Source organism: Paenibacillus sp. 01T443 (genome assembly GCF_056398325.1).
On sequence record NZ_JBFTPE010000034.1, the window covers coordinates 13,263 to 36,920 of the forward strand.

The following is a 23,658-nucleotide window of genomic DNA, read 5'->3' on the forward strand; positions in this document are numbered from 1 at the left end:
ATGAAAAGAAGCGTTGTTTTTGTACTAACCGTGATAGTCATTGTTGTATTAGCTGTCCTTTATTTCATGAAGTTAACGCCTCAAGAATATGTCACGGGCATGAGCAAGAACTACATGGAAGCCGATAGTGCATGGGGAAATTTTGAGATTCTTAATACAGAGGACGAGGGGAGATATGTAGTTGTAAAAATAAAATATCAAACCAAGTCAGACTTTGTCCCCCAGGAACGTTGGTTTATTAAGGATTACATGAAAGTTAACTCAACGGGGAATTCAACATGGGAAGGAAATGTGTATCTCATTCGAAAAGCATTCTTTTGGTGGCAAGAAATTCGTTAGTCGTTAAACTAACGGGTAACATTAGTTGAGTAACACTCCGCACATGTTGATGATCGCGAACGTCGGGTCGAGGCTTGCGTGAATAAAACTTAACGCAATCAAAAAAAACAGCGAACGCCTAACGCATCAAATACTTTACCTGTTAAACTCTGATCCTTCAGTTTGTTCAAGCGGGATACAGACGTTTATATTGCATTTAATCCACCTCAAGTTCACGCGCATCCTTAAACATTAATATTACCGCTGTTATGAATAAGACTGCGGTCATTACGCAGCATTCCGCGTAAGTCATGCCAAGACCGAACCACAGTTCGAGGACTGCGTAGAGTCCCGCCGCTGAGCCTACAAATATGCCGATGCACATGAATAGTAACGCGATGAATACGAACATGTGACCGCCAGTGTTTGGTTTGTACAATGTTTTTTTTTCCGGATTTAGAATTAACGAGATCCGCTCCATAGTCGCCAAAAGCACGCGCGACTTGTTTAGTTTTTTCTTTTATTTGGTAACAAAGTTATCTCCCCTAATATCTTGTTATATTCTTATTCGGAACTTGGACTGGTTAAGTTAAGGCCAGAAGAGATTCCAAGGGCGAAACTGGACGAGAAACTGGCGGAGGCAGGCATAAGATAGCCCGATTTTCTAAAGCTTTTTGCTCAATTATGATTAAACTAACTGGTACGATAGTTTAATTAAGACAGGGATAACAGTACAAAAAACAGCGGCAGTTCAGGACTTATCTGTCCAAGACTGCCGCTGGTTTTATTATTAGAGTCTGTTCATATTTGTTGATCAAAATGCTCGGGAGAAATGAAAAAAAAAAGCCCACGAACCGCCTTACAGAGATTTATCGTCCACGCTGTCCAGCCACGCCTCGATGGTGCCGATGACGGAGGCGACGCAGCCGTCTTCGAATGGCGAGATCAGGCCGGCCGCGCTTGCGAGCTCCGTGAAGGAGAGGCTGCCCCCGAGACGGCATAGGCCAAGGTAATCGTTCCACGAAGCTTCGCGGTTTTCGCGGGACTTCTTCCAGAATTGAAACGCGCAGAGCTGCGCCAGTGTGTAGTCGATGTAGTAGAACGGCGAGTTGAAAATATGCCCCTGCTTGTGCCAGAAGCCGCCTGCCGCCAAGTACGAGTTGTCCGCGTAATCGCGATGAGGGAGGTATTTCTTCTCGATCTCGCGCCACGCATGCTTCCGCTCGGTCGGCGTCGCATCCGGATTCGCATACACGTAATGCTGAAATTCGTCCACGGTCACGCCGTACGGAATGAAGATGAGCGAGCTGGCGAGGTGGTCGAACCGGTATTTGTCTGCGTCCTCCTTGAAGAACAGCTCCATCCACGGCCAAGTTAGAAACTCCATGCTCATGGAATGGATCTCACAGGCTTCGTAGGTCGGGAAGGCATACTCTGGAACCTCGTAGTCACGGCTCTCGTACACTTGAAACGCATGCCCGGCTTCGTGAGTCAGCACGTCGATATCGCCGGAGGTGCCGTTGAAGTTGGAGAAAATGTACGGCGCCTTGTGTTCGCTAATATACGTACAGTAACCGCCAYCTTGCTTGCCTTTCTTGGCGACGAGGTCCGTCAGCTCGTTGTCCTGCATGAACCGGAAGAAAGCGTCCGTCTCCGGCGACAGTTCCGCGTACATCTTCGCGCCCCCGGCCACGATCCAGTCCGGGTCGCCCTTCGGTGTCGCGTTGCCGGAAAGGAAGGCGAGGTTCTCGTCGTAATAGAGAAGTTTGTCAACCTCGATGCGGCTCCGCTGACGTTCCTTGAGTTTCGTCGCGGCCGGCACGATATGCTCTTGTACCTGCTTGCGGAAGTTCGCGACCATGCCCGCGTCGTAGTCGGTCCGACTCATGCGGGCGTAGCCAAGCTCGACGAAGTTGTCGAAGCCAAGCTTATTCGCGATGCGCGTGCGAACTTTGACCAGATCATCATAAATGCGGTCGAAGGTCGCTTCGTTCTCCGCCATGAAGCCGGAGGACGCTTCGGTGGCGCGTCTGCGCATATCGCGGTCGGTCGATTGTTGGAACGGACCGAGCTGCGCGAGCGTGCGCTCTTCGCCTTCGAACGGAATTTTCGCGGAAGCGATCAGCTTCGTGTATTCCGTCGTTAATTTGTTCTCCTGCTGGAGATCCTCAATAACCTCCGGGCTGAATGTATTCAGCGACAGCTCGGCGAGCCGAAACAGTTGCTGCCCCCACTTGGCCTTCAACTCGGGACGGAACTTCGAACCGACCAGCGCCCGGTAATAGTCCGTCACGAATTCCTGCACGACCGGGCTGTTCTCGTCGTAGAAGTCCTGCTCAGCTTTGTAGAATTCGTCGTTCGTATCGATGGAGTGGCGAATGCTCGCGATCGTTTGCATCGTGTCGAACTCGCTGCGGAGCTTGTTCATGCCTGTCATCGCCGCGTCCTGCTCCTCGTAGTTGCCTGTCGCGGCGAACACGCCAAGCAGCTCCTTGAACTTCACCTCGAACGTCTTCACGTCCGGCCTCTCGTATGTATATTGGCTAAATCTCATGTACCATGCACCGCCCTCCGGTTTTTTAAGACTGAAGCGCCTACGCCCAGACCATGCTGTTCGTCCCGCTTGTCGAATCCAGCATGCCTGGCACCAGTCCGACAAGCGCGCAGTCATGATTCCAGTATACCCCATTTCCCGCGGGCCTGGTTAGCGAACAAACTCAGTGGTATGTATGTTCTCCAGATTCGCATTCGACACCAGAATGAATGAGCTGTTGCAGATCAGTTTCGATAGTCAAAAAATACTGATAGGTGATTATTGGGTCTAAAAAGAAAATTTGTAGAACAAATAGGAAAAGAAAGTTGAACAACAGTGGGCAGTTTGCTACGACACCTGCTCCCTATCTTAATAAGCTAATGGACAGGATACTTGAACAAGATTGCAAGTTTGTTTGAAAGCATGATGAATTCGCCTCGTCTCCAGTATACTTTTAGTATAGAAATATCGCATGCTGTCAGAGATTAGCTGAATATAAGCTTTTTGAGACGACACACGGAGGTTATGGAATAGCTTAATCAGTCAAGCAGGCCTGCGAGTATGCATTTTTTTCGGAGTTTTTTTAGTCAGACACAATATGTCAGGGTAACCCAATTATACTGAACACATAGACAAAACAAGGAGGGAACAACGATGAATTTACGAATCGCAACACACGACGACCAGAGGATGGTCATCATTCAAGAAGTTGTGAAGCAATTTCGCAAAGAGCACCCTGGTGTCAGTGTCGTATTGGAAATGTTGCCGGATAAAACTGAACTCGTACAACAACTGCTAAGTGGTAGCGGACCGGATATTGTGGAATGGGAAGGCGCGAACATCGGTCAATGTTTGAATGCTGGGCTCCTATCCGACTTGTCCGAGTATGTTGAGCGCGATCAAGTCGATCTTGATGATTTTTATCCTTGCATTCGGAATACCATCGTCGATAATGGACGGGTCGGCGCACTGCCGGTGATGGCGGAAACGATCGGCGTGTATTACAACAAGCAGCATTTTGACGAAGCCGGTCTACCATATCCGCAGGAGGGCTGGACTTGGGATGAATTTGTTGCCACTGCGACAAAACTGGTACGGACCGATGAGACAGGAAACGTTATTCGTCATGGAGTGTTTACGAGTTTCGGCAACATGCTGTACATTGAACCGGTCGTCTGGAACAATGGTGGCTCATTTTTATCAGAAGACGGCACTGCGCTTGACGGTCACTTAAACCATCCGGCGACGATTGAAGCATTTCAGCAGTATTTGTCGCTGATCGATAAAGGGATTTCACCTCGTCAAGGTGTCGGGCAAGACTCGTGGATCGATTGCTTCATTCATGGAAAAATGTCGATGTATATGGATGCAAACTGGGCGATTAAACCGATGTCACTGGAGCAGAAGGGGAACTTCGGAGTCGTAGGCTTCCCGTCGAACAAGATCCAACCCAAAGCAAACATCTTTCAAGTCTACGGATATGGGATCTCGAGAACTTGTAAGGATCGAGACTTGGCATGGTCGTTTCTGAGAAAGCTCGCATTACCAGGGAGTGGCGCTGGTAAGCTGTGGTCAGTTCTCAATCTCGCGGTTTCCAAGACTACCGCGATGCAGAGCGGGCAGGCGTCGGATCCATTGTATGCACCTTTCCTGGATGAACTTAAGTATGGTCGCCTGAGCGCATATCAATGGCTAAACATGATTCCGGCTTTTCACTTTAACGACACTTTCGATACACTCCTCCATGCATCGGATGCAGATCGTGTACTGCAAACAGCGGTAACTCGAACCCCCGTATTGGGCCCTCTTGATCTTGGAACGATTTCAGGTTGGTAGCCCCTTTACTTAAGTTAATAGAAATGGAGTTGATGACGGACCGTGAGTAACATGCATCGTGTCATGTGGTTCAACGAGCAGATTCGGGCAAAGTGTTACCCGAATGCAAATAATCTTGCGGAATACTTCGAAATATCAGTTCGCCAAGCGGGACGTGATATTGAGTACATGCAAGATTCGCTTCGCGCGCCGATGACCTATAACGCGAAGTACCGTGGTTACGAATACGAAGACGAGGCGTATATTTTACCGTCTGTTTTTTTGACAGAGACCGACATTCGCATCTTAAACTTTTTGATTTACAAATATGAGGAAGCAGCGGAGTCGATGGGCTATGTTGAGGGGCTCGACCGAGTCGTGCAAACGCTCAAGCGATTCGTGCCATATCAGCCGGAAGAAAGTGATATTCCGATGTTTTTCGTCAATACGGAGATAGCGAATCAGAAGCATGGCATCGATCAAGCCATCAAAGAGTGTCAGAAGATCCGCATTACGTATCGAGAAGGGGATGAAGAATATACAGTTGTTGTTCATCCATATCGAATGTACTCTCAGTCGTCACGATTATATGTTATCGCACTCTGCGAGCAAGCCGGAGAAGTGGAGTATTATCGTCTTGAGCAAATAACGAACATCGCATTCACTGGAGAGGGATACTGTAAAGATATAGGTTGATGAGGACGAATCACTATAAAAATGATAAAAACAATTTATACTTACAGGGGAGAGAATTAGGATGTCGTTGGAAGTTCGCCCGTATAGTTCAGAGTTAGAGAATATTGTTAGGAAGTTAAGCCATAAGGCTTGGGTGCTCTTTAAGCACAACAAAGACTATGAGCATCAGAAGATGAGTTGCGTATTCAATGAGGACGGAAATTTAATCGCTATAGGATATTTGCGTCAAGGAATAGCTGATGATCACGATGTAATGGAATTTGTGATGGAGGTAAATGAAAACGCTAATGAGTATATTTCTGAAGTGAGATTAGCTTTATATCCTTCATTAGTTGACATCTGTCAAGCTATTCGTAATCCAGCAAAGATAACGAAGTTGGTTGCTTGGGATGATTTTGATGGTGATAGAGAATTTTACGAGGATCGAGGCTTCTCCTCCTATCAATCCTATTATTTCGCAAAGCGATCGCTTGAGAAATCCGTTCCAGAAGTGAATATACCTAGCTTTGTTAAGGTTTGTCATTACCCGATGGAAACAAAAGAGGAACGAGTTAAATACACCAAAGTTGAAAATCAATATTATCAAGGTGTTCTATATAGAAGCGTCAATATGCTGGAATGGATGATGGGTGGTCCAGAACTATATACCATCTCGGCTTTTGAAGGCGATGAGCTAGTTGGAAGCGTTATGAGTTGGCAAACTGGTGCAGTTGAAAGATTATTCGTAGTTCCACGTTGGCGGAATAAAGGCCTAGGTGAGTATCTCATTGCTAAGGCATTTGAATATCACCTTGAAAATGGACGAACCGATGTTGAGACGTTAATAAATGAACAAGATAAGGAAGGCAAACTTTTGTTGGAGTCTATGGGTTACAGTTTTCCTGTAAAACTTGAACTTTTGGCAATAGACTTTCAATAGTTAGCTATCACATTTTATAGCTGAGAGTCCGGTTTCGGTTTCCTTTACTTACTATAAATGAATATTTGCATTTGACCGTTAAGCTAACGGGTAACGATAGCTTAACAATCACCAGGACGAGGCTGCCGGCATAAAACGGCAGCCTCGTTGAGCTAACGGACAGGATAGTTTAATCATTTCGCGAACACTTCATGGAGTATGGATTTTACGAAGTTCGTAAAAAAGAAGTTATACGACAGACCGAAGCCAATCATACTTTAAGGACGATGTACTGATGTACTAATGAAACTTCATTTAAGAAGTGCAGAATTTAAAGATTTGGAATTGTTGACTGAAATGAATAAACAGTTGATAGAAGATGAAGGCAGTTCAAATCCGATGAGTCTTGCCGAACTAAGGCAAAGAATGAAAGAATGGCTTCAAGGGTCCTGGAATACCGATCTGATCATGAATAATGATGAAGTCATCGGATATGCACTTTATTGCTTCAAAGAGAACCAGTATGATAATGAAATTAAAGAAGTATATCTTAGACAGTACTTGTAAAACGAGAGTATAGGCAACAAGGGTTTGGACTGAAAGGAATAGAATTATTGAAACAAACACGGTTTAAAGAAATTGAATCAATAGAAATTGATGTCTTAGAAATAAATAGAATCGGCAAGAATTTTTGGATAAGAGCTGGATTTAAACCATATGAAATAACATGAGAATGAAGATCTAAGGTCTTTGTGGGTGAATTCAAGAGGTCCGTCGTATCCTTGGTCCGGCCGAAGTAGCAGAAGTGGATTCGAAGAGGCGATTGTCAGTCAGCAGGGAAGCGGAACCAGCCGGACACATCTGCACTGGCTAACTGCGCAAGCGCAGCCGGTTCTTGATGGAACCTTAAGCCAGTGGGACGTCGTGAATACGGGAACGTTATGTGGAATCATATACATGAAAGGAAGAATTACTGCACAGGGAAGAATATAATCAAGATAGATTAAGAGAAATTGATCTTTTCCAACAAAAAATTCTCCAAGCCCATTCTTCTTTCTCATATAGCCATCTAAATGAAAAAAACTTACAATAACATTCTTCAGCAATTCCTAACCACACTTTTGATGCGCCTTCCCTAAGCTGAGTAAATCATCTTTGATCTAGAATATTAGTAAAGTACTTATGCCCTTCCGAAAAAGCAAAAAGATATAAGAAATAAAATGGATAGGCTGGTTTCTGATGATTGGATGCTGGCAATGTCATCTGCATTAGAAATAAAAGCGTATTGTTGTTTTAATAGAGATCAAGTTTTTTTAGATCTTGATCCTAAAATATCAGAGAAATTGGGCAAAATGCCGATGCACTAATTAGAATTAATGACCGACTTTAACAGTAAGGCAAGCAGGCTCTGTCGACGTCTTCGGGCATGACCGAGACGTTAGCCAGGCGGTTGAACATATCAATTCCTCGCTTTTCGTCCAAAGCTGCTTAGCTTTGTTAGCGTCGAGCGCATACGACCTTACGCCGTCGGCAAACGGGTTGGTCGTGTCATCGATCGGCGCGACCGCGCAATCTTCGAGATAGTGTCCGCCGATTTCGTCTTTGTTAGCTACTACTACAGCCCAGACCGACGTTGCTGTTGCCTGCGGGATTTCTTTCAGCTCTGCTGGCGGAAGACCCGCTTCGGCGTGAGCTTTGCCAATAGTCTCGAAAAGACCCTGCAAGTCTTCCTGCTAGAGATGGCGCGGGAGATCAGTGAAACTATTTCCGGGCATCTCAGCAGCCAACCTGGACGACCTGACTACCTGCGGGTCGTGATGGGGGCTTCACTCACGCCAAGATGATCCGTCGCGCCCTGGCGAGATTGGCGATCAGCTCAGCACGAGTCTGGTGCGCGTGCGCAGCCCAAGCTGGCTGGCCGGGACCGCTGCGCCATGACTCGCTGAGCGGACTGTTGTCGACAGTATCGAAACCGAACTGGTCGTACAGCCGCGTCACGAGTTCCGTGGCCTCAGGAAAGTTGCTCGAGACCGACAACGCATGGCGGTCGGGGGCGCCAGCTGGTCTGCTCGAAATGAAGAGGCGGGACGCTTGGATGTGGGTGAAGGCCTTCGCCACCTTCGAGGTAGGAAGGTGCTTTTGCCGGAGCTCATGAACTGTCTTCTCACCAGAGTCGATCACGGGGAAATGGCCATCGCGCCAAGGCATGTAGTTGTTCGTGTCGAGCACGATCTTGCCCGTGAGCTGCTCCACAGGCATGTCGTTGACCAGCTTGAGGGGGACGGCCACGACGACGAAGTCACCAGCCTCGGCAGCGCCGGCCGCAGTCGCGGCGCGCGCTGACGGGCCGAGCTCGTCAATGAGGTCCTTCAACGTCTCGGGTCCTCGTGAATTGGCAAAGACGACCTCATACCCGTTCGCGATCGCCGCACGCGCGATCTGGCTGCCGACCTCGCCTGCGCCAATGATGCCGACTACTGTCATGAGTACGTACCTTTCGCGCCTACCATTTCCTCGCTTTTCGCCCAAAGCCGCTCGGCTTTGTTAGCGTCGAGCGCATACGACCTTACGCCGTCGGCAAACGGGTTAGGCGTGTCATCAATCGGCGCGACCGCACAATCTTCGAGATAGCGTCCGCCGATTTCTTCTTTGTCAGCCACGACTGCGGCCCAGACCGAAGTTGCTGCTGCCTGCGCGATTTCTTTGAACTCCGCTGGCGGAAGACCTGCTTCGGCGCGAGCTTTGCTAACGGTCTCGAAAAGACCCTGCAAGTCTTCCTGAGAGAAATGGCGCGGGAGATCGGTAAGACTATTCCCGGGCATCACCGAGGCAGCTCGGATGCCACGATTGCGATACCGCTTATCTAATTCCACTGCGAAGAGAGTAGTGGCCGTTTTCGATCGGCCATAGGCGACAAATGGGTCGTATGCCTGTTGCTCGAAATTCGGATCGTCCAGGTCAACATCGGCGGCGCGATGAGCTTGGGACGATAGAACCACCAAGCGCCCGTTATCGACGAGTAGCGGCTCGATCCGATTAATCAAAGCGAAATGACCAAGATAATTCGTCCCGAACTGGACTTCGAAGCCGTCGGCCGTCCGACCGAACGGGGTTGCCATGATGCCAGCGTTGGCGATGATGGCATCGAACCGCTGACCGTCGGCAAACAGCTTATCCGCGCATGCGCGAACGCTTTGCAAGGATGCGAGATCGAGCTCGATCAACTCTAGGTTGCCGCCTCCTCGCGCCGCGGCGTCAAGGACCGATGCAGTGGACGCCTCGGCTTTTGCTAGATCCCTGACCGTGCCGACGACGCTGGCGCCGTGAGAGACCAGTGAGCGGGTGGTTTCGAGGCCAATGCCCGATGATACACCAGTAATGAGAAGACGCTTTCCTTTGAGATCAATGCCGGAAAGCACCTGATCGGCAGTTGACTTTGAACTGAATTTTCTAGTCATATATTTTCTCCTTTAAATGCGTATTTTTTAATTTAGAAGCTTTGCTCTTTATCGGCCAAGTCTTTGACATACCGATGCTGAGCGCTCAGCTGCATCAGATCGGCAGGTTCAAAGATCACAATACAGTCCTTGGTCGGTTGACTGCGATCACGACTAGCGCATGTCAGAAAGCTAGGCAGGTGCCCATGCATGGGCACCTGCTCCGGACGGCCTTAGTTTCCGATGCCACCGGCCATATTGATGGTCTCACCGGTGATGTAGCCCCCATGTGGTCCAGCGAGGAAGCAGACGGCTTCTGCCACCTCTTCAAGGGTTGCAAAGCGACGGATCGCATGCATGTCCAAGATGGTTTCAAGGGGTGGAAGATGATCAGCCACATCCTTGTTCATGTCCGTAGGCATGACGCCCGGCTGCACGACATTTACAGTGATGTTACGGGGACCGAGGTCGCGCGCGATGCCCCTCGCATATCCTGCGAGCGCTGCCTTTGTTCCGGCGTAGTCGGCGACTCCTCTAAAGGGTACGTAATCGCCGAGCCGAGAGCCGATAAAAATAATGCGACCTCCGTCCGCTAGTTTGGGCGCCGCCGCGCGGGTATTGGCGATCGATCCCATGACATTGACTTGCCACTGACGATTGTATTTTTCTTCGTCGAAGCCGGGATCATCTACCATTTGGCCCTGGATCGCGATGCCGGCGTTGTTCACGAGGATGTCGAGCTTGCCGAATTCGGCAATCACCGAGTTAATTAGGGGCTTGGCGGAAGAAAGGTCCGCTTGGTCGCTTTTGATTGCCAATGCACGAACCCCCTTGGCCTTCAGCTTCTCTACGACAGCCTCCGCCTTTTCGGCCGAAGCCGCGTAGCTGATCGCAACATCTGCTCCGTGATCGGCAAACGCTTCCGCCGTAGTGGCGCCAAGGCCGCGTGAGCCGCCCGTAATGAGGACGACCTTGCCCTTCAATGATTTCTGCATGGAAAAAACCTCCTATAATGATTTCAGATGAAAATAACCTCTTTGTACGTCGCTGGACGCCCTCGCCCTGGTGATTGGCGAAATATCATAACGATCATTACGTTAATTTATATTATACATTTTGTCGCTCGCTGTCAATATATCATAACGATCATTACGTTAAGTTGTTTTATACATTTTATCGCGCACTGTCAATGGGTCAATTGCAGGGACGTCAGGTGGCGTCACGTTAGGATGATGCGTCGCGCTCTGGCAAGATTGGCCATCAGCTCGGGCTGGGTTTGGCGCCTGATGTGTGACACAAGATCCAGACGGCCGAGTATTTCGCCGTCGTGCGCTGCCGCAGGTCCTTGCCCGATGGACTGGCAGCGATCTGTAACGTGTGTTACGATAACGTATAGTATGAAAATTGGACATGAACCTTTTTAATATCGGCCGTTACAAAAAAAGCGAGGTGATCTGACTGATGGGACGTAAGCGCGAATTCGATGTGGATCAAGCACTGGAAGCGGCGCTTTGCGTGTTTTGGAGTAAAGGCTACGAGGGCGTGTCGTACACCGACCTGACGCAGGCCACGGGTGTCGAACGACCCGCGCTCTATTCAGCATTTGGCAACAAGGAAGCGTTGTTCCGCCGAGTTCTGGAGCGCTATTATGTGCAGTACCTGGATTTCATCCCGGTTGCGCTGGAGCTGCCGACCTCGCGGGAGGTGGCCGCACACATCCTCCTTAGAGCGGCCGAATTAAATACTCGTTACCCGGATCGCAAAGGGTGTCTAGGTGTCCACGGCGCCTTGGCTGGTACGGACGATACCGAACCTATTCGGCGTGCCTTGATCGATGCGCGTGCAGACGGAGAAGCGTCGCTGCGCAATCGCTTCGAACGGGCAAAGCAAGAGGGAGATCTGCCGGAGACTACTAACTGTGCTGCGTTAGCTGTATTCGTGCTGACGGTGCTCCACGGTATGGCTGTTCAAGCCAAGGCCGGCTTCAGTCGCGACATGTTAGAGGCTGTTGTTGAGCAAGCGCTCTCGACCTGGCCTGCCGGCAGTTCCACACTTTCTGGAAAGTCATCCTAATCCTTAGTTCAGAAGAATATGAAACAACAAACCGGCAGCAGATCAGAGATCCGCTGCTGGTTTGTTGTTGAAGTAAAGGGCAGGATAGTTCCAATGGCCCCTATCATTAATTCGCACTACATGTTCTGGAAACATCATTTTGCTGCTCTCAATCAATGGCTTCATACATCCCAAAATTGATCAGCTCGAATTGAAGGATCTATTTCCCGTAGAACTTTTATTACTTTCTTTGCATTCTTGTATGTTGGTAACCTTCCATCATCTATAGCAAGTTGACTAATCGTCCCACGACTTACTTTACTTTTTTTTGCAACCCACTGTTGTTTGATTCCCCTTTCATCAAGCCATTTCCCGAATTTGCTTCTTGGTTTACCAAGACCAAACATTATGACCCACAGCATCGCATGTGATACGGGATCTATGTCCCAACCAGCCTCAATCATGGTCATGACAAGTAGGGGTGAACATTATAGCGCTCGGGATAAAGTCCCACGGGCAGTTGCGTTCAACCCGGCTACTCTAATCCTCGAAGCTAGTGCAAAAAGGATCAACCAGAAAGAAATGGTTGATCTCATAATACGAACGGGCAGTATAGCGTAATGATTTTCCTCATTAAGGGAAGAATATCCCAAAAACATTGAGGTGGAATAGTGATAAGTAAATAGTCCGTAATGTTGGTTCTCTGCCTTCTGGTAAGTGCCTCCACTGCTTTTGCTGATTCATCTCCTACTGATGCACCCTCAAAAGGTTACGTTGAAGCAATTATGTATTTTAAAGTATCTTCTGTTATCGACGGATACGGAACGAAGAAGAAACCGTTTAATGATAAATCATTTAGACCTATACCTAATGCGCGTCTAATTATAATTGATTACAAGGGAAATATTGTTGCAAATGGTTTAACAGATAGTAAAGGGCAGTGGAGCATCAAAATAAATACTCCGATCGATCCGCGTTTTCCAACTAAGAATATGGGTCTAGTGACTGTGATTACGGTGGCAGATGGGTTTAATGAATTTATTAATCGCAATGTCCCAGTAAACGAGCATGGAAATAGAAAAGGTAAGGTAGCAATTACTCTTAGACCGATTAAACCTGACGCTCGGAATGAACCGTCATTCGATGCTGGGTTTCATCGGTTTACGGTATTTGAAATGTTAGATTACTATGCGAAGCAAATTGGACTTGTAAAACAGAAACAGATTCAAGGAGCAGAAGGCTTCGGTGAGGTCGATATGCCATGGAGTGCAACATCGAAAAAGAGCACCGTTAAAAAGGAACAATAGTTTAGCTGGAGTAAATACTTTTGCTCTATATTCAAAGAGGCACGACACGTTAAGCTAACGGGACACGATAGTTCAATGCTGAAGGGCTGCCGTTACAGCCCTTCGCTCAACTAACGGGCAGGATGTTGTAACAAGCGTAAGAAGAGCTCAGGATGTTTCGTAGAAAGAAGGCGGGTGCATGAAGCTTAGAGGGATTATTAAAGAACAGGAGTTCAGAAAGGAATTACAGAGTTCACGAATTCATTTATTCAACGATATGTCCATGCGTAGGTTTTTTAACATTATTAAAAAAGCCTTTCCTGCAATGAAAACAGCATACATCCTTGATTGGGTACCCGATCAGGGCGAGGTATTATCACTTTCTTGGTGGATACACATTCGATTATTCAAATTGAGCTAGATCGCTTAGACGATATAATTGCTCCGATTATAGATGTGCGAACTATTGAATATTTGAGTAAGGGGCTCAGCAAATGGAATCAGATTAAAATCGCGGTGGCTTTAGATTTAGCTAAACAAGATATTAGTCAAGGAAACTTAGGATAATAAAACAATCAAGACTAATTTTGATATGATCCTCTGTTGAACTAACGGGTAACAGTTGGGTGACAAATATAAATGGGGCTTTGGCGGTGGTACTGTGGCTTTCCCTACTTGGGGTTGGGTTAACCTAGATTCCAATGCAAAAGATGAAGAACAGAAGTACCAGCTTTACTACGGCATAATAAAAGAAGCGCAGATTAGCACGCTTCATATCAAGCACAAAGGCTCTGACAAATACATTGATAAAGACGCAGAAATAGTAGAATTATTCGATTGGAACAGACTATGGTTCGCTTTGCAGGATAAATACATTGGAAATTATCATAATGGATTCATTCTGAATGGTTTTAATAAAGATGGAAAAAACGTGTTTCATTTTGAGTGATATTGACTCACAGCGTATTACGCTAACGGTGAACGATAGTATAATAACACTCATGATGAGCAAGGCTGCGATGCCTGCTCTTTTTATTGAACTAACTGGCAGTAATCTACGTTAGGTTACCCATTTTATGGATGGTATTTTAGAAAAAGAAGTAATCGGTTTATGGTCATTGGACAAAATGTGTTCACCAGGTGCTATGGAGGATGTAGAAATCGTATTCACGCCAACTGGAGACGGTTGGTTGTACTATTGCCATCCTTTCACGCACATTGTTGATAAATTCAATTGGGATATTGATGATCGTGGTTTGATGCAAATCAAAGGAACAACATCGACGGCATGTTATGATGTAGATGAAGATGATGAATCTGAGCTGGAAAATTATTTTGAAAAAGCTTCTGATTTGTTTTTCCGAGATTTGAGGGTTGAGATTACCTTAGAGCCTACTTCACTAGGAGAGAACGAGGTAATTTCATTTTCGCAGCCGTTTGGGTTGACGGAGTGCAAATTTGCTTTGGTACACAGAGACATTACTCTTCTTGAACCACCATCCTTTTTGTAGTTGTAGCTGAACTAATAGGGGACGATAACTGATAAGTAATGGGTCAACAGGTCGGAGGATTAATATGCACAATTACATTTATTGGCACGCTTTTTTCAAAGTGAATAGAGAGGAAAAAGTGCATAAGCTGCTTACAAGTTTTAATGAAGTATGTGACATGAAGAGTACTCTAATTTCGTGTGAACGTTATTGGAAGGACTCCTCCTTATTCGATGTTGTTTTTAGTACACCTTTAAATATGGACGAAATTGCTGATGCTGTTTTTGCAGCATTAGTCATCTCTCACAAGTTGGCTTATCAATGGGAAGTTACTGGCCCATACATTTCTGAACCAGGGATGTGGAAATTTCGTGGATTGACCACTAAAACCGAGGTCACTGGGATTGAATGGATCGAGTTTAGGGTGGAGTCCGAGATAAGTGATTGAACTAACGGGGGACGATAGTTGAATTATGGATGAGCAGGCGTAATAAAAAGGWGAGATGGTATGAGGGTTGGCTATAGTATTCTAAGGGAAATTAATAGGAAAGATTATATACCTGAAGGGAAGGATTATGGCATAGAAGATCATGAATTTGAGAGTATGATTCGWCTTCTCGAGAAACAAGATTACTTAGAAAGAGTGTTAAGAGTAGGTAGTAATTATTCTTTAATACCAGCAAAATTAACTAACAAGGGAAGTCGCCTGCTAGAGGATAATTGCAAATATGAAGAAACTTATCCATCGAGGGATGGTTTGATTAATTGGGTTCAGATCGAAAAAGAACAATATTCTAATGACGCTGATTAACGCATAGTTCGTTAAGCTTACGGGTAACGATAGCGCAATAAAATGCAAGGAAAGCCTGTCAAAGGACGGTTACTTATTCCAATGAATACGGAGGGAATACGTTGTCTTTAGAAATGCGAATTACTGGTTTGTGGTCCTTAGATTACTTATATGCTCCAGGAGCTATGGAGGATGTTATTGTTACTTTCCTCCCCAGTGGTGAAGGTTGGTTGTGCTATGCTCATCCATGCCAGAATATTGTGGAAAAGTTCAAATGGGTAATCGATGAGCACGATTTACTACACATTAAAGGAACGACGTTAACAATGTTCTATGATGTAGACGAAGGCGACGAGTTAGCGCTGGATAGCTTTTTTGATGAAAGATCTGATATGGAAATCGTCGATGTAAAGGTAGATATTAAGAAAGAGCATACTCCCCGCGGGGAAAATGAGGTGATTACGTTTTCAAAATCATTGTGGGATCCAGATAACAAATTTGCTTTAGTACATAGAGATTTCGCTCGTATTAAACCGCCTTCATTTAGTTATAGTTGGCGTTCAACTAACGGATAACTATAGCTTAAAGACGACACAACGGCAGCCGGCCCAAAAGATCGGCTGCCGTCGTTGCGATATCGGGCAGGCTTACGCAACCCAGCGACGCGTAGTTAATGCACAACATTGTTTTTGTTGTTTTCGTCTATAATTACAAAAGGGGGCGATTACATGACGGGAAATATTCTCTATTTTTTCTATAGTGGTTTATTGTTAGTTGCTTTGATTGTAATCATTGCGATTTTCAGCATTAAAAAAGATTTAAGTCCGATGAAAAAAATTCTGCTTGTCACAACACCGCTGGTTGTTTTATGTGGGATTTACTTTTGGAATGCTGAATTCAACAATTATGTAAAAAGTTATTTTTTCTCCAGCAAGGTTTATGAATGCGACTATACGGCGGAACTGACGCATATATCAATCCCACTCCCCAACAGAACAGTTCTTAAGGGAAAAGAAGATGCCTGTTCCCCTTTTTACTTAACCTATGCTAATGAAAAAACATTCATGGATTTCTATGAAGAAGAATTAAAAAAAATGAAAAACAGAGAGGTTATTAAAATATTTCAAACCGTGGAACAAGGATTCATGATTGAACTTATGTCTGGCTCTACAATAGATATTTTTCTGAACGAAGCCAATCGGTCAATGTTGATTGACTATAATCCGAAAAAATAAACAGTGCGTGTTGCCTTTTCTGCGCTAACGGAGAATATTAGTTGAATAATGTAACCGCGGCAGCTGGGCATGGATCGGCTGTTTTTTCGTTACGCTACGGGCAGAATAACGCAATGGGACCGCAGTCGAAATAAAGGAGAGAATTGCTCGATTAACGACAAACATGGCCTTCATGCGGGAGACCTTGCATTGCGTCATCTGGCCCGGTTATTATCCGAGTCAGCCGGCGTTTCCGATTTTGTCGTGCGGTTCGCCGGAGATGAATTCGTCGTACTGGCATGTGATCGCACCCAGGCGAGCAGCCTCATCACGATCCTTGAGGCTACGCTGTCCGCGAACCTGCTTCGGCTTGAAGACGGGAACGAGCTGTCGATTACCGTAAGTATCGGAGCCAGCCATTATCCGGAAGACGGAGCAAATGCTGATGAGCTCTATAAGAGAGAGGATGAACGCAACGCATGTATCGGATGAAGAAAGATGCTATGCCGAATACGTAAAAAAGAAGTCGACCATCTCGTTGGTCGGCTTCTAATTATTCTATTGCGCGGTCAGGATCTGTGGACCTTCAGCCGTGATGGCGATCGTATGCTCGTATTGGGCGGCGAGCTTTCGATCCAGCGTCCGCGCGGTCCAGTCGTCCGCATCGATTGTCATGTAGTAGGTGCCTTCGGTGATCATGGGCTCGATCGTGAACACCATGCCTTCCTTGATGCGGAGGCCTTTGCCGGGCTTGCCGACATGCATATAGTTCGGCGCCTCGTGCAGGTCCCGGCCGATGCCATGCGCGAGAAGGTCGCGCACGACGCCGAAGCCGTTCGATTCGGCATGCCGCTGGATCGCGCTCGTCACGTCGCCGAGCCGATTGCCGGGCTGCGCCTGCGCGATGCCGAGGTCAAGGCATTCCTTCGTGACGCTCATCAGCTTCTCGGCCGTCGGCGAGATCTTACCGACCGCATAGCTCCAGGCCGAATCACCGAGCCAACCGTCGAGCTCCGCGACCGTGTCGATCGTCACGATATCGCCTTCCTCAAGTGGCTTATCGCTAGGGAAGCCATGCGCGATCACGTCGTTGACGGAGGCGCAGGTCGCATATTGATAGCCCTTGTAGCCCTTCGTGTAGGGCATGGCGCCGTGCTTCAAGATTATGTCCTCGAAGATGCGCTCAATCTCGTTCGTCGTGATGCCCGGTTGGATGAGCGGGGCGATCGTGCGATGGCATTCGGCCACCACTTGGCATGCCTTGCGGATGGCCTCGATTTCATGCTTGTTTTTTAAGATGACCATGTTCGTATTAGGACTCCTTCGTAATGGCTTGCATCGCGAGCTGGGCGATTCGATCGACGTTCAGCTCGGAAGTGCCAGCATAGTAGTGCAGCCCGCAGCAGCCGACCAGCACGGCAAGCATATGGTCGACGCTGTCGTCTTCGCGCTGGGCGATCGATTGGAGCGGAACGTACAGCCGTTCCATGAATCGTCTCTTGGCGGTGTGCCGATCCTTCGCAGGCAAGCCGGCATAATGCTCCGCCGCCATCTTGTAGACGAGATATGCGCGGGCGTCCGACTGCCACAGCCGGAGCAGTGCCTTGCAAAACGTAAACAGCTGCCTGTCATCCGGGCTGCCTCCGCGGATGTTCGCCCATTCTGCCAGGGCTTGCTCGCATCGCTCGAAGCCGCTGCCCAGCACATCTTCTATCAATAAATACCGGTTGGGGTAATAATGGTAAACCGTGCCGTAACCGAGCGCGGCCTCGCGGGCGACGTCGCGAATATCAAAGCCGCCGCCAGTGCGGAAGTAGGCGCGCGCGGCGGCGTCCAGGATCTGTTCTCTGCGCTGCATGCGGATGAGCTCATTTTGTTCTTTGGTACGGGGGCACATGGGCGCGTAAACCTCCTTTTGTTGACCTGCAAATTTGTCGATGTAAAGATTGTAACGCATGGGGCGGAGATATGCAAATTATCTGTTGGTGAAAGAAAATAAAGTTCTTTAATTGTAAATAAAGTTCTTTAGTGAACTGAACACAGACAGATCTCCAGGCAGGTAGTTGCGGAGGCGGTGGTGTTCTGGAAGTGGCGATCCGTGGTGATTTAGAATCACCGCAGGTTTTTTTATAGCAAGAAAAAGGAGATACATAGTAAAGTGGAGGAGGAGGGGAGCGCGGCGGTAGCAGCATTAAGCTAACGGGCAGAATAGCGTAGTGATCTCGAGATACGTACAGTTTTTGCTGAAGTTTTTGGCTTGTATAGATAATATAAAAACAATTGGAAAATAAGATATAAATTGGTATATTAGGATTACTGTGTTTGTTCTGAAGATAGCGGAGGGGATTAGCGATGAGAGTAGCAGAAGCACTCGTAATGCGAGCGGACTGCCAACGGAAGTTGGCGCAGATCAAGCAGCGTCTTGGGAGAGTCATAAAGGTTCAAGAAGGAGAGAAGCCTTCGGAATCTCCAACCGAGCTGCTGGATGAATTAAGTCGGACGCTGGGTGATTTGGCTGTCTGGGTGAAGAAGATTAATAAGACAAATACATTAAGCGCGTTCGATACAAGCATGAGCTTGGCAGAAGCGCTGGCGGAACGTGATCGCATCATGCAGCATCGCAATATCCTTAATGAATTGCTTAACGAGGCTTCCATTAAGCAGGAACGATACAGTCGGCAAGAAGTGAAATTTTACACGACAGTTGAGATAAAAGATCTTCAAAAAGAGGTCGACGAGCTGTCAAGGAAATACCGCGAGTTGGACTTCAAGATTCAGGAGAAAAATTGGAGCACGGATATACTGGATAACTAAACAAGTTGGTAACCTAAATCATACAGGTGAGAACAACCCGCCAACGGGTAGTTGGACCTTGATGTAGATGCAGGGCCATGTCTACAAAACATAACGAATTAGCCCAATAATGTAACAAGAGTGCGCGATAGCATGTAACTAGGCTGTATGTTTTTTAATGTAACTACCACGTGCTGATGTATGGGTTAGGTGAGGGCGGGTTCGGGGACTTGTTCAATTTTTAGCTGATGAGACAGTTGGCATATTGCTAGCCTGTCTCTTTTTTTATGGATGACGAAGGGCTGAACATGATCGAGAAGCATAAAAAATGAAGTCCTGTCGTCAACAATGGTAAAAGGACAGCTGTACTCCTCTCACAGAACATGCGAGGATGCTACACGCTCGTTGTGATCTGCAGCACAGTAGCTAGAAGTGCTTTCTCAAACGGGACACAATAGCTAAATAAGCACGAAGAAACGGCAGCCGGATACCTTGCGGCCGTGTTCTCAACTAACGGGCAGGATAGTTGAAAAGCCTAGTATATGCTTCCCTCTTACTATTTTTGACTAAATTAATTATTATTAAATGTGACAATTACCAAAGGATGTGACTTGCTTGACAATTAATTTACTTCCTGATTTTTGGGAATCGACTAATCTTATATTCAGTAGAATGTGCGAGAATGAAATTACAGAAGTACAACATTTGTATTCAGGTAGTCGGTATATGAACCAATGGGACGGTAATGAATATGATCAAAAGCACATTGAACACTGTTATTATTCAGGGGATTTGCCCCCGGAAGGGGAGAAAGAGAAGTATCGTATCTTTACTATTAAACACAGAGTATATAAGGGATTAATAGGAGTATTAAGTTTGTACCATGGATATCCAACACTTGATTCTACATATATTGTGTTTTTGTACATTAGTACAGATTTACAAGGACGAGGTTATGGAATTGAGACAGAAGCTCAATTATGTAATGAGCTTAATAGATTAGGATATAAGTTTATACGAGCAAATATTGCAGTCAAAAATTGGCCAGCTATTAGATTCTGGACAAAGGCAGGTTTTAACGGAATAAGTGGTATTTATGGGGACAAGGTATATTCAGAAAGTACATTTGCTAATATAGAATTAATAAAAACAATAAAAAACAAAGTAAGTATGTGGAAAGAATATTAAGCTAACGGGCAGTATACAACAATAGGAGATTAGTGGTATCCCTTGGGATTGAGGGCTTCATTTGTTATTTCAATTTATTGGTGATGGATAGGTTAAATTGAAATAATATAGCAGTTTATATGAATTTATAATCGTGTTCACTGTAAGCAAGTGACATACTATGTTTAAAAGGGGGAATCACAATGAAGGATTCAATAACAAATTTTTATGATGAACTCTCGGTTGAGTATCACCTCATTTTCGACGATTGGTATCAAACTGTATCGCAACAAGGTCAAATTCTGGATCAGTTTATTCGTTCCCCTCGTGTTCATTTCGAACACAAATCAAAAACACTTTTGGACGCCTCGTGCGGGATCGGAACACAAGCCATTGGGTTGGCTCGACTTGGTTATGACGTAACTGCAACCGATATTAGCCCGCAATCCGTTGCCCGTGGAGCAAAAGAAGCAGAAAAGGCAGGAGTAACTATCAATTTTGGTGTAGCAGATTTTCGTACTTTGCACGAAGACGTTGAAGGAGAGTTTTCAATTGTATTGTCAGCTGACAATGCTATTCCCCATCTGCTAACCGATGAGGATCTAGCAGCGGCTTGCCGTAATATGCATGCAAAGCTATCTGAAGGCGGTTTACTGTTAATTACTATTAGGGACTATGACCATCACGTACAACTAAAGGAGCATGCTACCAAGCCACGCGTGTTCGATGATGGCAAACGTGTCGTTTTTCAGGTGTGGGATTGGTCGAATGATGACAGAACCTACTCGGTAAATCATTTCATCTTGATTGAATGTGAGGGGAAATGGAATACAAGTGTTCAACGAACAACTTACAGGGCTCTGCTCAGAGACGAATTCAGTCAGATATTAAGTGCCACCGGTTTTGACAACATTGATTGGCACATGCCAGCAGATTCGGGATATTATCAACCTATTGTTACCGCAAAAAAAGGGAAGCCGAAGACTGTTCGTTGAACGGGCACGATAGTGAAGGAGCTTACCTCGCGGCAGCTCCTAGATTTGTTACTTCGGCTTAAAATATTGATCCTCGTCCCTTTCAACCATCACTTTCGATTTGGGTTGGCGTGGGCGGAACACCTGAGAGTTCCTCAAGAGCAGGGAGAATTTGGTTTGACATGGCACTTGGAATTCTTGGTGCCGACCCACTCTGAGTTAAACCGTTGGTAGATATTTTTCGTCAAGCTGCTCAAGATGCCAGACAAGGTTGCAAATGCTATTGAACTTTTAGCAACGCAAGTGGCACCGGTGGTTCGTCGAGAACTCAGGAAAAATAATTAAAGAAGCAATTTCAGGTTTTAAGAGATCAGGAGTCACTTGATATAGTGGGTCTTTTTTCTTGCATTGGCATTGCGCTAACGGTTAACGATTGTTTAGATTGGAGCAGTTTGCCGCCGGGGGCAGCTGCTTCATTTTCCGTTACGCTAAAGGTCAGGTTGTAGCAGAACGAAAGGAGACAATATGAAGTACAAAAACAGCATTATCATCATATCTGTCTTGATAAATATTATCTTATTAACTTATGGCGGCTTAAAGTTGAACCAGCTAAAAAATGGATTTTCTAATATGTCCTTGCAAGGGGATTTAGTTCAATTGGAAAGCGCGATTGATTATCAGGTAAAGAATAACTGGAAAGAAGAAAATACTGTACTTGAAAAGATTGAGGATATTAGAGAAGGTATCAATGACCTAATAACTACAGGTAAAAGTACAGAAATTATTTCAAAAGGACAAGAAAATGATTTATGGAAGCTGTATAGTTATTTTTCAAAATATCCAGATTATACAGGCTTCCCAAATACAAAGCTTAATAATGATCAAAAAAATGAACTTAAGGAAGTAGGAGATGATTTAAGGTCATCGGGTTGGGGGATGAACTTAGGATATAGTGGCGACTGGATAAGCTTTTCAAATTCCATAAACCAATTAATAAACTGAGCATATAAGTAGTTCAATGAAGATGCCGACATTACGCGAACGGGTAACAATAGTTCAATAAAGACACTGAGGCAGCTGATCAAAATGATCGGCTGCCTTTTCAATGCTAATGAACAGGATAACGTGGTTATAAATAAATGTTTTTTCAATTTAATGATTGTAATTGCTTTTGTCCTTTTCATCACTTATAGCGTACATATATCCCATAACATCTGAATACAAAAATATAAATTTTTTACCGTCACGTACTATTGAGAACTTCATTTTACTAAGGTGTTTCTTATCTGATGTTATAATTTGTTTTGCTATTTTAGTCTGACTTTCTTTTGTTATCCCAGTTGACACCATATCCCGTACATGCTGCGGTATGTGAAATTATAATGAGTCAATTCCCGAGCAATGAACCTATAAGCATACTGGATGATATGCAAATAATCGAAACTTTTTGAAATTGAATGAAACAATTTATCCTCCAGTAAAAACAGTACAGCCAGGTAATCTAGCACTTTATTTGTGGTTACATGCAGAGGATACAACCATTAAATTAAAGAGTTTGACGTTTGGTGAATCTTTCGTAAACGATTTCGGTGTTGCAAAGTATAAGGAGGTTATGGCAAGCGCTGAATTTGAAACGGAAACAAAGGATTTGGGTTATTCAATAGCTTATTTTAAGATCAAAAATGGCTGGAAAATTGTTTCTTTTGATTAAGGCTTAAGTCTAGGCTGAGGAAATTAAGCTAACGGGAGACTATAGTTGAGGAAAGCAAGGTGCAAAACATGTCTGATTACGACCGCAGAACGCATTTAAAGCAGATTCATGTGGTTCGGAAAGCAAAGTCAATACAACGGGGTGGATGAGGCAATTAGACGGCTTACTAAGGCTAAGGAGAGCATTAATTTTAACAGTGTGGCAACTGAGGCTCGCTTAAGCAAAGCCACGCTCTATAATAATTCTCAAATTGCTTCGCCAACAACAGACTAAATTGCCTACAGGGAATCAAATGAATCGAGAAATGGATGAAAACAATAAGGACGCCTTAATTGCTTATTTTAAGTGAAAGATGAAAAAGCTAGAGGAAGAAAACAAGAAGCTTCGAGATCAATTGAAGATTTCTTATGCTGAGGTTTATCTAAAGATTTAAGTGAAATTTATTCCCTCTCCCTGTCCTTCTTTGCTAACAAGCTATCATGTT

29 protein-coding genes and 1 pseudogene are annotated in these 23,658 nt (G+C 45.6%); 21 read left to right on the forward strand and 9 right to left on the reverse strand.

The features are described from left to right. Nucleotides 1–339: a hypothetical protein gene (locus AC1DLI_RS31800; protein ID WP_477609325.1), complete on the forward strand. Its 339-nt coding sequence runs from the start codon at nt 1–3 to the stop codon at nt 337–339. A 196-nt stretch (nt 340–535) separates the two neighbouring features. Here AC1DLI_RS31800 and AC1DLI_RS31805 read toward each other — a convergent pair whose 3' ends face one another. Continuing rightward, on the reverse strand, nt 536–757 hold the full coding sequence (locus AC1DLI_RS31805; protein ID WP_477609327.1) for a hypothetical protein: 222 nt from the start codon (nt 755–757) through the stop codon (nt 536–538). A gap of 420 nt (nt 758–1,177) precedes the next feature. Further along, the gene (locus tag AC1DLI_RS31810) at nt 1,178–2,872 is read right to left on the reverse strand and encodes a M3 family oligoendopeptidase (RefSeq protein WP_477609329.1); all 1,695 of its coding nucleotides are present in this window, start codon (nt 2,870–2,872) and stop codon (nt 1,178–1,180) included. Between the two features lie 633 nt (nt 2,873–3,505). On the opposite strand from AC1DLI_RS31810, the gene AC1DLI_RS31815 reads away from it, so the two are divergent. The 4 genes from AC1DLI_RS31815 to AC1DLI_RS31830 all read left to right on the forward strand — a co-directional run bounded on the left by AC1DLI_RS31815 (nt 3,506) and on the right by AC1DLI_RS31830 (nt 6,827). Further along, a complete protein-coding gene (locus tag AC1DLI_RS31815) occupies nt 3,506–4,687 on the forward strand; it encodes an extracellular solute-binding protein (RefSeq protein ID WP_477609331.1) in 1,182 nt (393 codons plus the stop codon). Between the two features lie 51 nt (nt 4,688–4,738). After that, nucleotides 4,739–5,362, forward strand: a complete 624-nt coding sequence (locus AC1DLI_RS31820; protein ID WP_477609384.1) for a helix-turn-helix transcriptional regulator — start codon at nt 4,739–4,741, stop codon at nt 5,360–5,362. A gap of 61 nt (nt 5,363–5,423) precedes the next feature. Beyond that, entirely contained in the window at nt 5,424–6,281 is an 858-nt protein-coding gene (locus AC1DLI_RS31825; protein ID WP_477609333.1) for a GNAT family N-acetyltransferase, read from the forward strand. A gap of 282 nt (nt 6,282–6,563) precedes the next feature. Further along, nucleotides 6,564–6,827 (forward strand): GNAT family N-acetyltransferase, encoded by a 264-nt coding sequence (locus tag AC1DLI_RS31830; RefSeq protein WP_477609335.1) that lies wholly within the window; start codon nt 6,564–6,566, stop codon nt 6,825–6,827. Nucleotides 6,828–8,090: 1,263 nt separating this feature from the next. On the opposite strand, the gene AC1DLI_RS31835 is transcribed toward AC1DLI_RS31830, so the two are convergent. The 4 genes from AC1DLI_RS31835 to AC1DLI_RS31850 are packed head-to-tail and all read right to left on the reverse strand — an operon-like array spanning nt 8,091 to nt 10,692. Next, nucleotides 8,091–8,744, reverse strand: coding sequence for an NADPH-dependent F420 reductase (locus tag AC1DLI_RS31835; protein WP_477609337.1), 654 nt, complete (start codon nt 8,742–8,744; stop codon nt 8,091–8,093). Continuing rightward, entirely contained in the window at nt 8,741–9,718 is a 978-nt protein-coding gene (locus AC1DLI_RS31840; RefSeq protein ID WP_477609339.1) for an SDR family NAD(P)-dependent oxidoreductase, read from the reverse strand. Before AC1DLI_RS31840 ends, AC1DLI_RS31835 begins: the two co-directional genes overlap by 4 nt. 32 nt (nt 9,719–9,750) lie before the next feature. Then, nucleotides 9,751–9,909, reverse strand: coding sequence for a hypothetical protein (locus AC1DLI_RS31845; protein ID WP_477609341.1), 159 nt, complete (start codon nt 9,907–9,909; stop codon nt 9,751–9,753). A 21-nt stretch (nt 9,910–9,930) separates the two neighbouring features. Beyond that, nucleotides 9,931–10,692 (reverse strand): SDR family NAD(P)-dependent oxidoreductase, encoded by a 762-nt coding sequence (locus tag AC1DLI_RS31850; RefSeq protein ID WP_477609343.1) that lies wholly within the window; start codon nt 10,690–10,692, stop codon nt 9,931–9,933. A 466-nt stretch (nt 10,693–11,158) separates the two neighbouring features. On the opposite strand from AC1DLI_RS31850, the gene AC1DLI_RS31855 reads away from it, so the two are divergent. After that, complete coding sequence (locus tag AC1DLI_RS31855) at nt 11,159–11,770, forward strand: TetR/AcrR family transcriptional regulator (protein ID WP_477609345.1); 612 nt, start codon at nt 11,159–11,161, stop codon at nt 11,768–11,770. A 161-nt stretch (nt 11,771–11,931) separates the two neighbouring features. Here AC1DLI_RS31855 and AC1DLI_RS31860 read toward each other — a convergent pair whose 3' ends face one another. Beyond that, entirely contained in the window at nt 11,932–12,219 is a 288-nt protein-coding gene (locus tag AC1DLI_RS31860; RefSeq protein ID WP_477609347.1) for a helix-turn-helix domain-containing protein, read from the reverse strand. Between the two features lie 315 nt (nt 12,220–12,534). Between AC1DLI_RS31860 and AC1DLI_RS31865 the strand changes: the two genes are divergently transcribed. The 8 genes from AC1DLI_RS31865 (at nt 12,535) to AC1DLI_RS31900 (ending at nt 17,021) form a co-directional block, all read left to right on the forward strand. After that, entirely contained in the window at nt 12,535–13,056 is a 522-nt protein-coding gene (locus AC1DLI_RS31865; RefSeq protein ID WP_477609349.1) for a carboxypeptidase-like regulatory domain-containing protein, read from the forward strand. A gap of 601 nt (nt 13,057–13,657) precedes the next feature. Next, a complete protein-coding gene (locus AC1DLI_RS31870; RefSeq protein ID WP_477609351.1) occupies nt 13,658–13,984 on the forward strand; it encodes a hypothetical protein in 327 nt (108 codons plus the stop codon). 127 nt (nt 13,985–14,111) lie between these two features. Next, on the forward strand, nt 14,112–14,546 hold the full coding sequence (locus tag AC1DLI_RS31875; protein WP_477609353.1) for a hypothetical protein: 435 nt from the start codon (nt 14,112–14,114) through the stop codon (nt 14,544–14,546). A 64-nt stretch (nt 14,547–14,610) separates the two neighbouring features. Further along, on the forward strand, nt 14,611–14,973 hold the full coding sequence (locus AC1DLI_RS31880; RefSeq protein WP_477609355.1) for a hypothetical protein: 363 nt from the start codon (nt 14,611–14,613) through the stop codon (nt 14,971–14,973). A gap of 60 nt (nt 14,974–15,033) precedes the next feature. Beyond that, a complete protein-coding gene (locus AC1DLI_RS31885) occupies nt 15,034–15,336 on the forward strand; it encodes a hypothetical protein (RefSeq protein ID WP_477609357.1) in 303 nt (100 codons plus the stop codon). Nucleotides 15,337–15,437: 101 nt separating this feature from the next. Beyond that, nucleotides 15,438–15,890, forward strand: a complete 453-nt coding sequence (locus tag AC1DLI_RS31890; protein ID WP_477609358.1) for a hypothetical protein — start codon at nt 15,438–15,440, stop codon at nt 15,888–15,890. Between the two features lie 153 nt (nt 15,891–16,043). Continuing rightward, nucleotides 16,044–16,550, forward strand: coding sequence for a hypothetical protein (locus AC1DLI_RS31895; RefSeq protein ID WP_477609360.1), 507 nt, complete (start codon nt 16,044–16,046; stop codon nt 16,548–16,550). 69 nt (nt 16,551–16,619) lie between these two features. Further along, on the forward strand, nt 16,620–17,021 hold the full coding sequence (locus AC1DLI_RS31900) for a diguanylate cyclase (protein WP_477609362.1): 402 nt from the start codon (nt 16,620–16,622) through the stop codon (nt 17,019–17,021). A gap of 66 nt (nt 17,022–17,087) precedes the next feature. On the opposite strand, the gene map is transcribed toward AC1DLI_RS31900, so the two are convergent. Continuing rightward, complete coding sequence (gene map, locus AC1DLI_RS31905) at nt 17,088–17,834, reverse strand: type I methionyl aminopeptidase (protein ID WP_477609364.1); 747 nt, start codon at nt 17,832–17,834, stop codon at nt 17,088–17,090. 7 nt (nt 17,835–17,841) lie between these two features. Then, nucleotides 17,842–18,387, reverse strand: a complete 546-nt coding sequence (locus tag AC1DLI_RS31910; protein ID WP_477609386.1) for a TetR/AcrR family transcriptional regulator — start codon at nt 18,385–18,387, stop codon at nt 17,842–17,844. Here AC1DLI_RS31910 and AC1DLI_RS31915 point away from each other — a divergent pair. From AC1DLI_RS31915 to AC1DLI_RS31945, 7 genes and pseudogenes are all read left to right on the forward strand, one after another. Continuing rightward, on the forward strand, nt 18,268–18,528 hold the full coding sequence (locus tag AC1DLI_RS31915) for a hypothetical protein (RefSeq protein WP_477609390.1): 261 nt from the start codon (nt 18,268–18,270) through the stop codon (nt 18,526–18,528). The genes AC1DLI_RS31910 and AC1DLI_RS31915 overlap by 120 nt on opposite strands. 353 nt (nt 18,529–18,881) lie before the next feature. Beyond that, on the forward strand, nt 18,882–19,343 hold the full coding sequence (locus AC1DLI_RS31920) for a DIP1984 family protein (protein WP_477609366.1): 462 nt from the start codon (nt 18,882–18,884) through the stop codon (nt 19,341–19,343). 594 nt (nt 19,344–19,937) lie between these two features. Further along, entirely contained in the window at nt 19,938–20,510 is a 573-nt protein-coding gene (locus AC1DLI_RS31925; RefSeq protein ID WP_477609368.1) for a GNAT family N-acetyltransferase, read from the forward strand. Nucleotides 20,511–20,692: 182 nt separating this feature from the next. Beyond that, complete coding sequence (locus AC1DLI_RS31930; protein ID WP_477609370.1) at nt 20,693–21,484, forward strand: class I SAM-dependent methyltransferase; 792 nt, start codon at nt 20,693–20,695, stop codon at nt 21,482–21,484. Between the two features lie 504 nt (nt 21,485–21,988). After that, a complete protein-coding gene (locus AC1DLI_RS31935; protein WP_477609372.1) occupies nt 21,989–22,465 on the forward strand; it encodes a hypothetical protein in 477 nt (158 codons plus the stop codon). A gap of 451 nt (nt 22,466–22,916) precedes the next feature. Beyond that, complete coding sequence (locus AC1DLI_RS31940) at nt 22,917–23,174, forward strand: hypothetical protein (protein WP_477609374.1); 258 nt, start codon at nt 22,917–22,919, stop codon at nt 23,172–23,174. 68 nt (nt 23,175–23,242) lie between these two features. Continuing rightward, a pseudogene (locus AC1DLI_RS31945) lies at nt 23,243–23,607 on the forward strand (DUF6262 family protein). Nucleotides 23,608–23,658: the final 51 nt, after the last annotated feature.

Excerpts from the sequence above, each read along its gene's own strand:
- AC1DLI_RS31920 (WP_477609366.1), top strand. The coding sequence starts at position 18,882 with ATGAGAGTAGCAGAAGCACTCGTAATGCGAGCGGACTGCCAACGGAAG.
- AC1DLI_RS31850 (WP_477609343.1), bottom strand. The coding sequence starts at position 10,692 with ATGCAGAAATCATTGAAGGGCAAGGTCGTCCTCATTACGGGCGGCTCA.
- AC1DLI_RS31860 (WP_477609347.1), bottom strand. The coding sequence starts at position 12,219 with ATGACCATGATTGAGGCTGGTTGGGACATAGATCCCGTATCACATGCG.
- AC1DLI_RS31835 (WP_477609337.1), bottom strand. The coding sequence starts at position 8,744 with ATGACAGTAGTCGGCATCATTGGCGCAGGCGAGGTCGGCAGCCAGATC.
- AC1DLI_RS31910 (WP_477609386.1), bottom strand. The coding sequence starts at position 18,387 with ATGCAGCGCAGAGAACAGATCCTGGACGCCGCCGCGCGCGCCTACTTC.
- AC1DLI_RS31855 (WP_477609345.1), top strand. The coding sequence starts at position 11,159 with ATGGGACGTAAGCGCGAATTCGATGTGGATCAAGCACTGGAAGCGGCG.
- AC1DLI_RS31880 (WP_477609355.1), top strand. The coding sequence starts at position 14,611 with ATGCACAATTACATTTATTGGCACGCTTTTTTCAAAGTGAATAGAGAG.
- AC1DLI_RS31820 (WP_477609384.1), top strand. The coding sequence starts at position 4,739 with ATGCATCGTGTCATGTGGTTCAACGAGCAGATTCGGGCAAAGTGTTAC.
- AC1DLI_RS31830 (WP_477609335.1), top strand. The coding sequence starts at position 6,564 with ATGAAACTTCATTTAAGAAGTGCAGAATTTAAAGATTTGGAATTGTTG.
- AC1DLI_RS31815 (WP_477609331.1), top strand. The coding sequence starts at position 3,506 with ATGAATTTACGAATCGCAACACACGACGACCAGAGGATGGTCATCATT.
- map (WP_477609364.1), bottom strand. The coding sequence starts at position 17,834 with ATGGTCATCTTAAAAAACAAGCATGAAATCGAGGCCATCCGCAAGGCA.
- AC1DLI_RS31840 (WP_477609339.1), bottom strand. The coding sequence starts at position 9,718 with ATGACTAGAAAATTCAGTTCAAAGTCAACTGCCGATCAGGTGCTTTCC.
- AC1DLI_RS31800 (WP_477609325.1), top strand. The coding sequence starts at position 1 with ATGAAAAGAAGCGTTGTTTTTGTACTAACCGTGATAGTCATTGTTGTA.
- AC1DLI_RS31865 (WP_477609349.1), top strand. The coding sequence starts at position 12,535 with ATGTATTTTAAAGTATCTTCTGTTATCGACGGATACGGAACGAAGAAG.
- AC1DLI_RS31825 (WP_477609333.1), top strand. The coding sequence starts at position 5,424 with ATGTCGTTGGAAGTTCGCCCGTATAGTTCAGAGTTAGAGAATATTGTT.
- AC1DLI_RS31935 (WP_477609372.1), top strand. The coding sequence starts at position 21,989 with ATGAAGTACAAAAACAGCATTATCATCATATCTGTCTTGATAAATATT.
- AC1DLI_RS31845 (WP_477609341.1), bottom strand. The coding sequence starts at position 9,909 with ATGCATGGGCACCTGCCTAGCTTTCTGACATGCGCTAGTCGTGATCGC.
- AC1DLI_RS31875 (WP_477609353.1), top strand. The coding sequence starts at position 14,112 with ATGGATGGTATTTTAGAAAAAGAAGTAATCGGTTTATGGTCATTGGAC.
- AC1DLI_RS31895 (WP_477609360.1), top strand. The coding sequence starts at position 16,044 with ATGACGGGAAATATTCTCTATTTTTTCTATAGTGGTTTATTGTTAGTT.
- AC1DLI_RS31900 (WP_477609362.1), top strand. The coding sequence starts at position 16,620 with ATGGATCGGCTGTTTTTTCGTTACGCTACGGGCAGAATAACGCAATGG.
- AC1DLI_RS31915 (WP_477609390.1), top strand. The coding sequence starts at position 18,268 with ATGGTAAACCGTGCCGTAACCGAGCGCGGCCTCGCGGGCGACGTCGCG.
- AC1DLI_RS31930 (WP_477609370.1), top strand. The coding sequence starts at position 20,693 with ATGAAGGATTCAATAACAAATTTTTATGATGAACTCTCGGTTGAGTAT.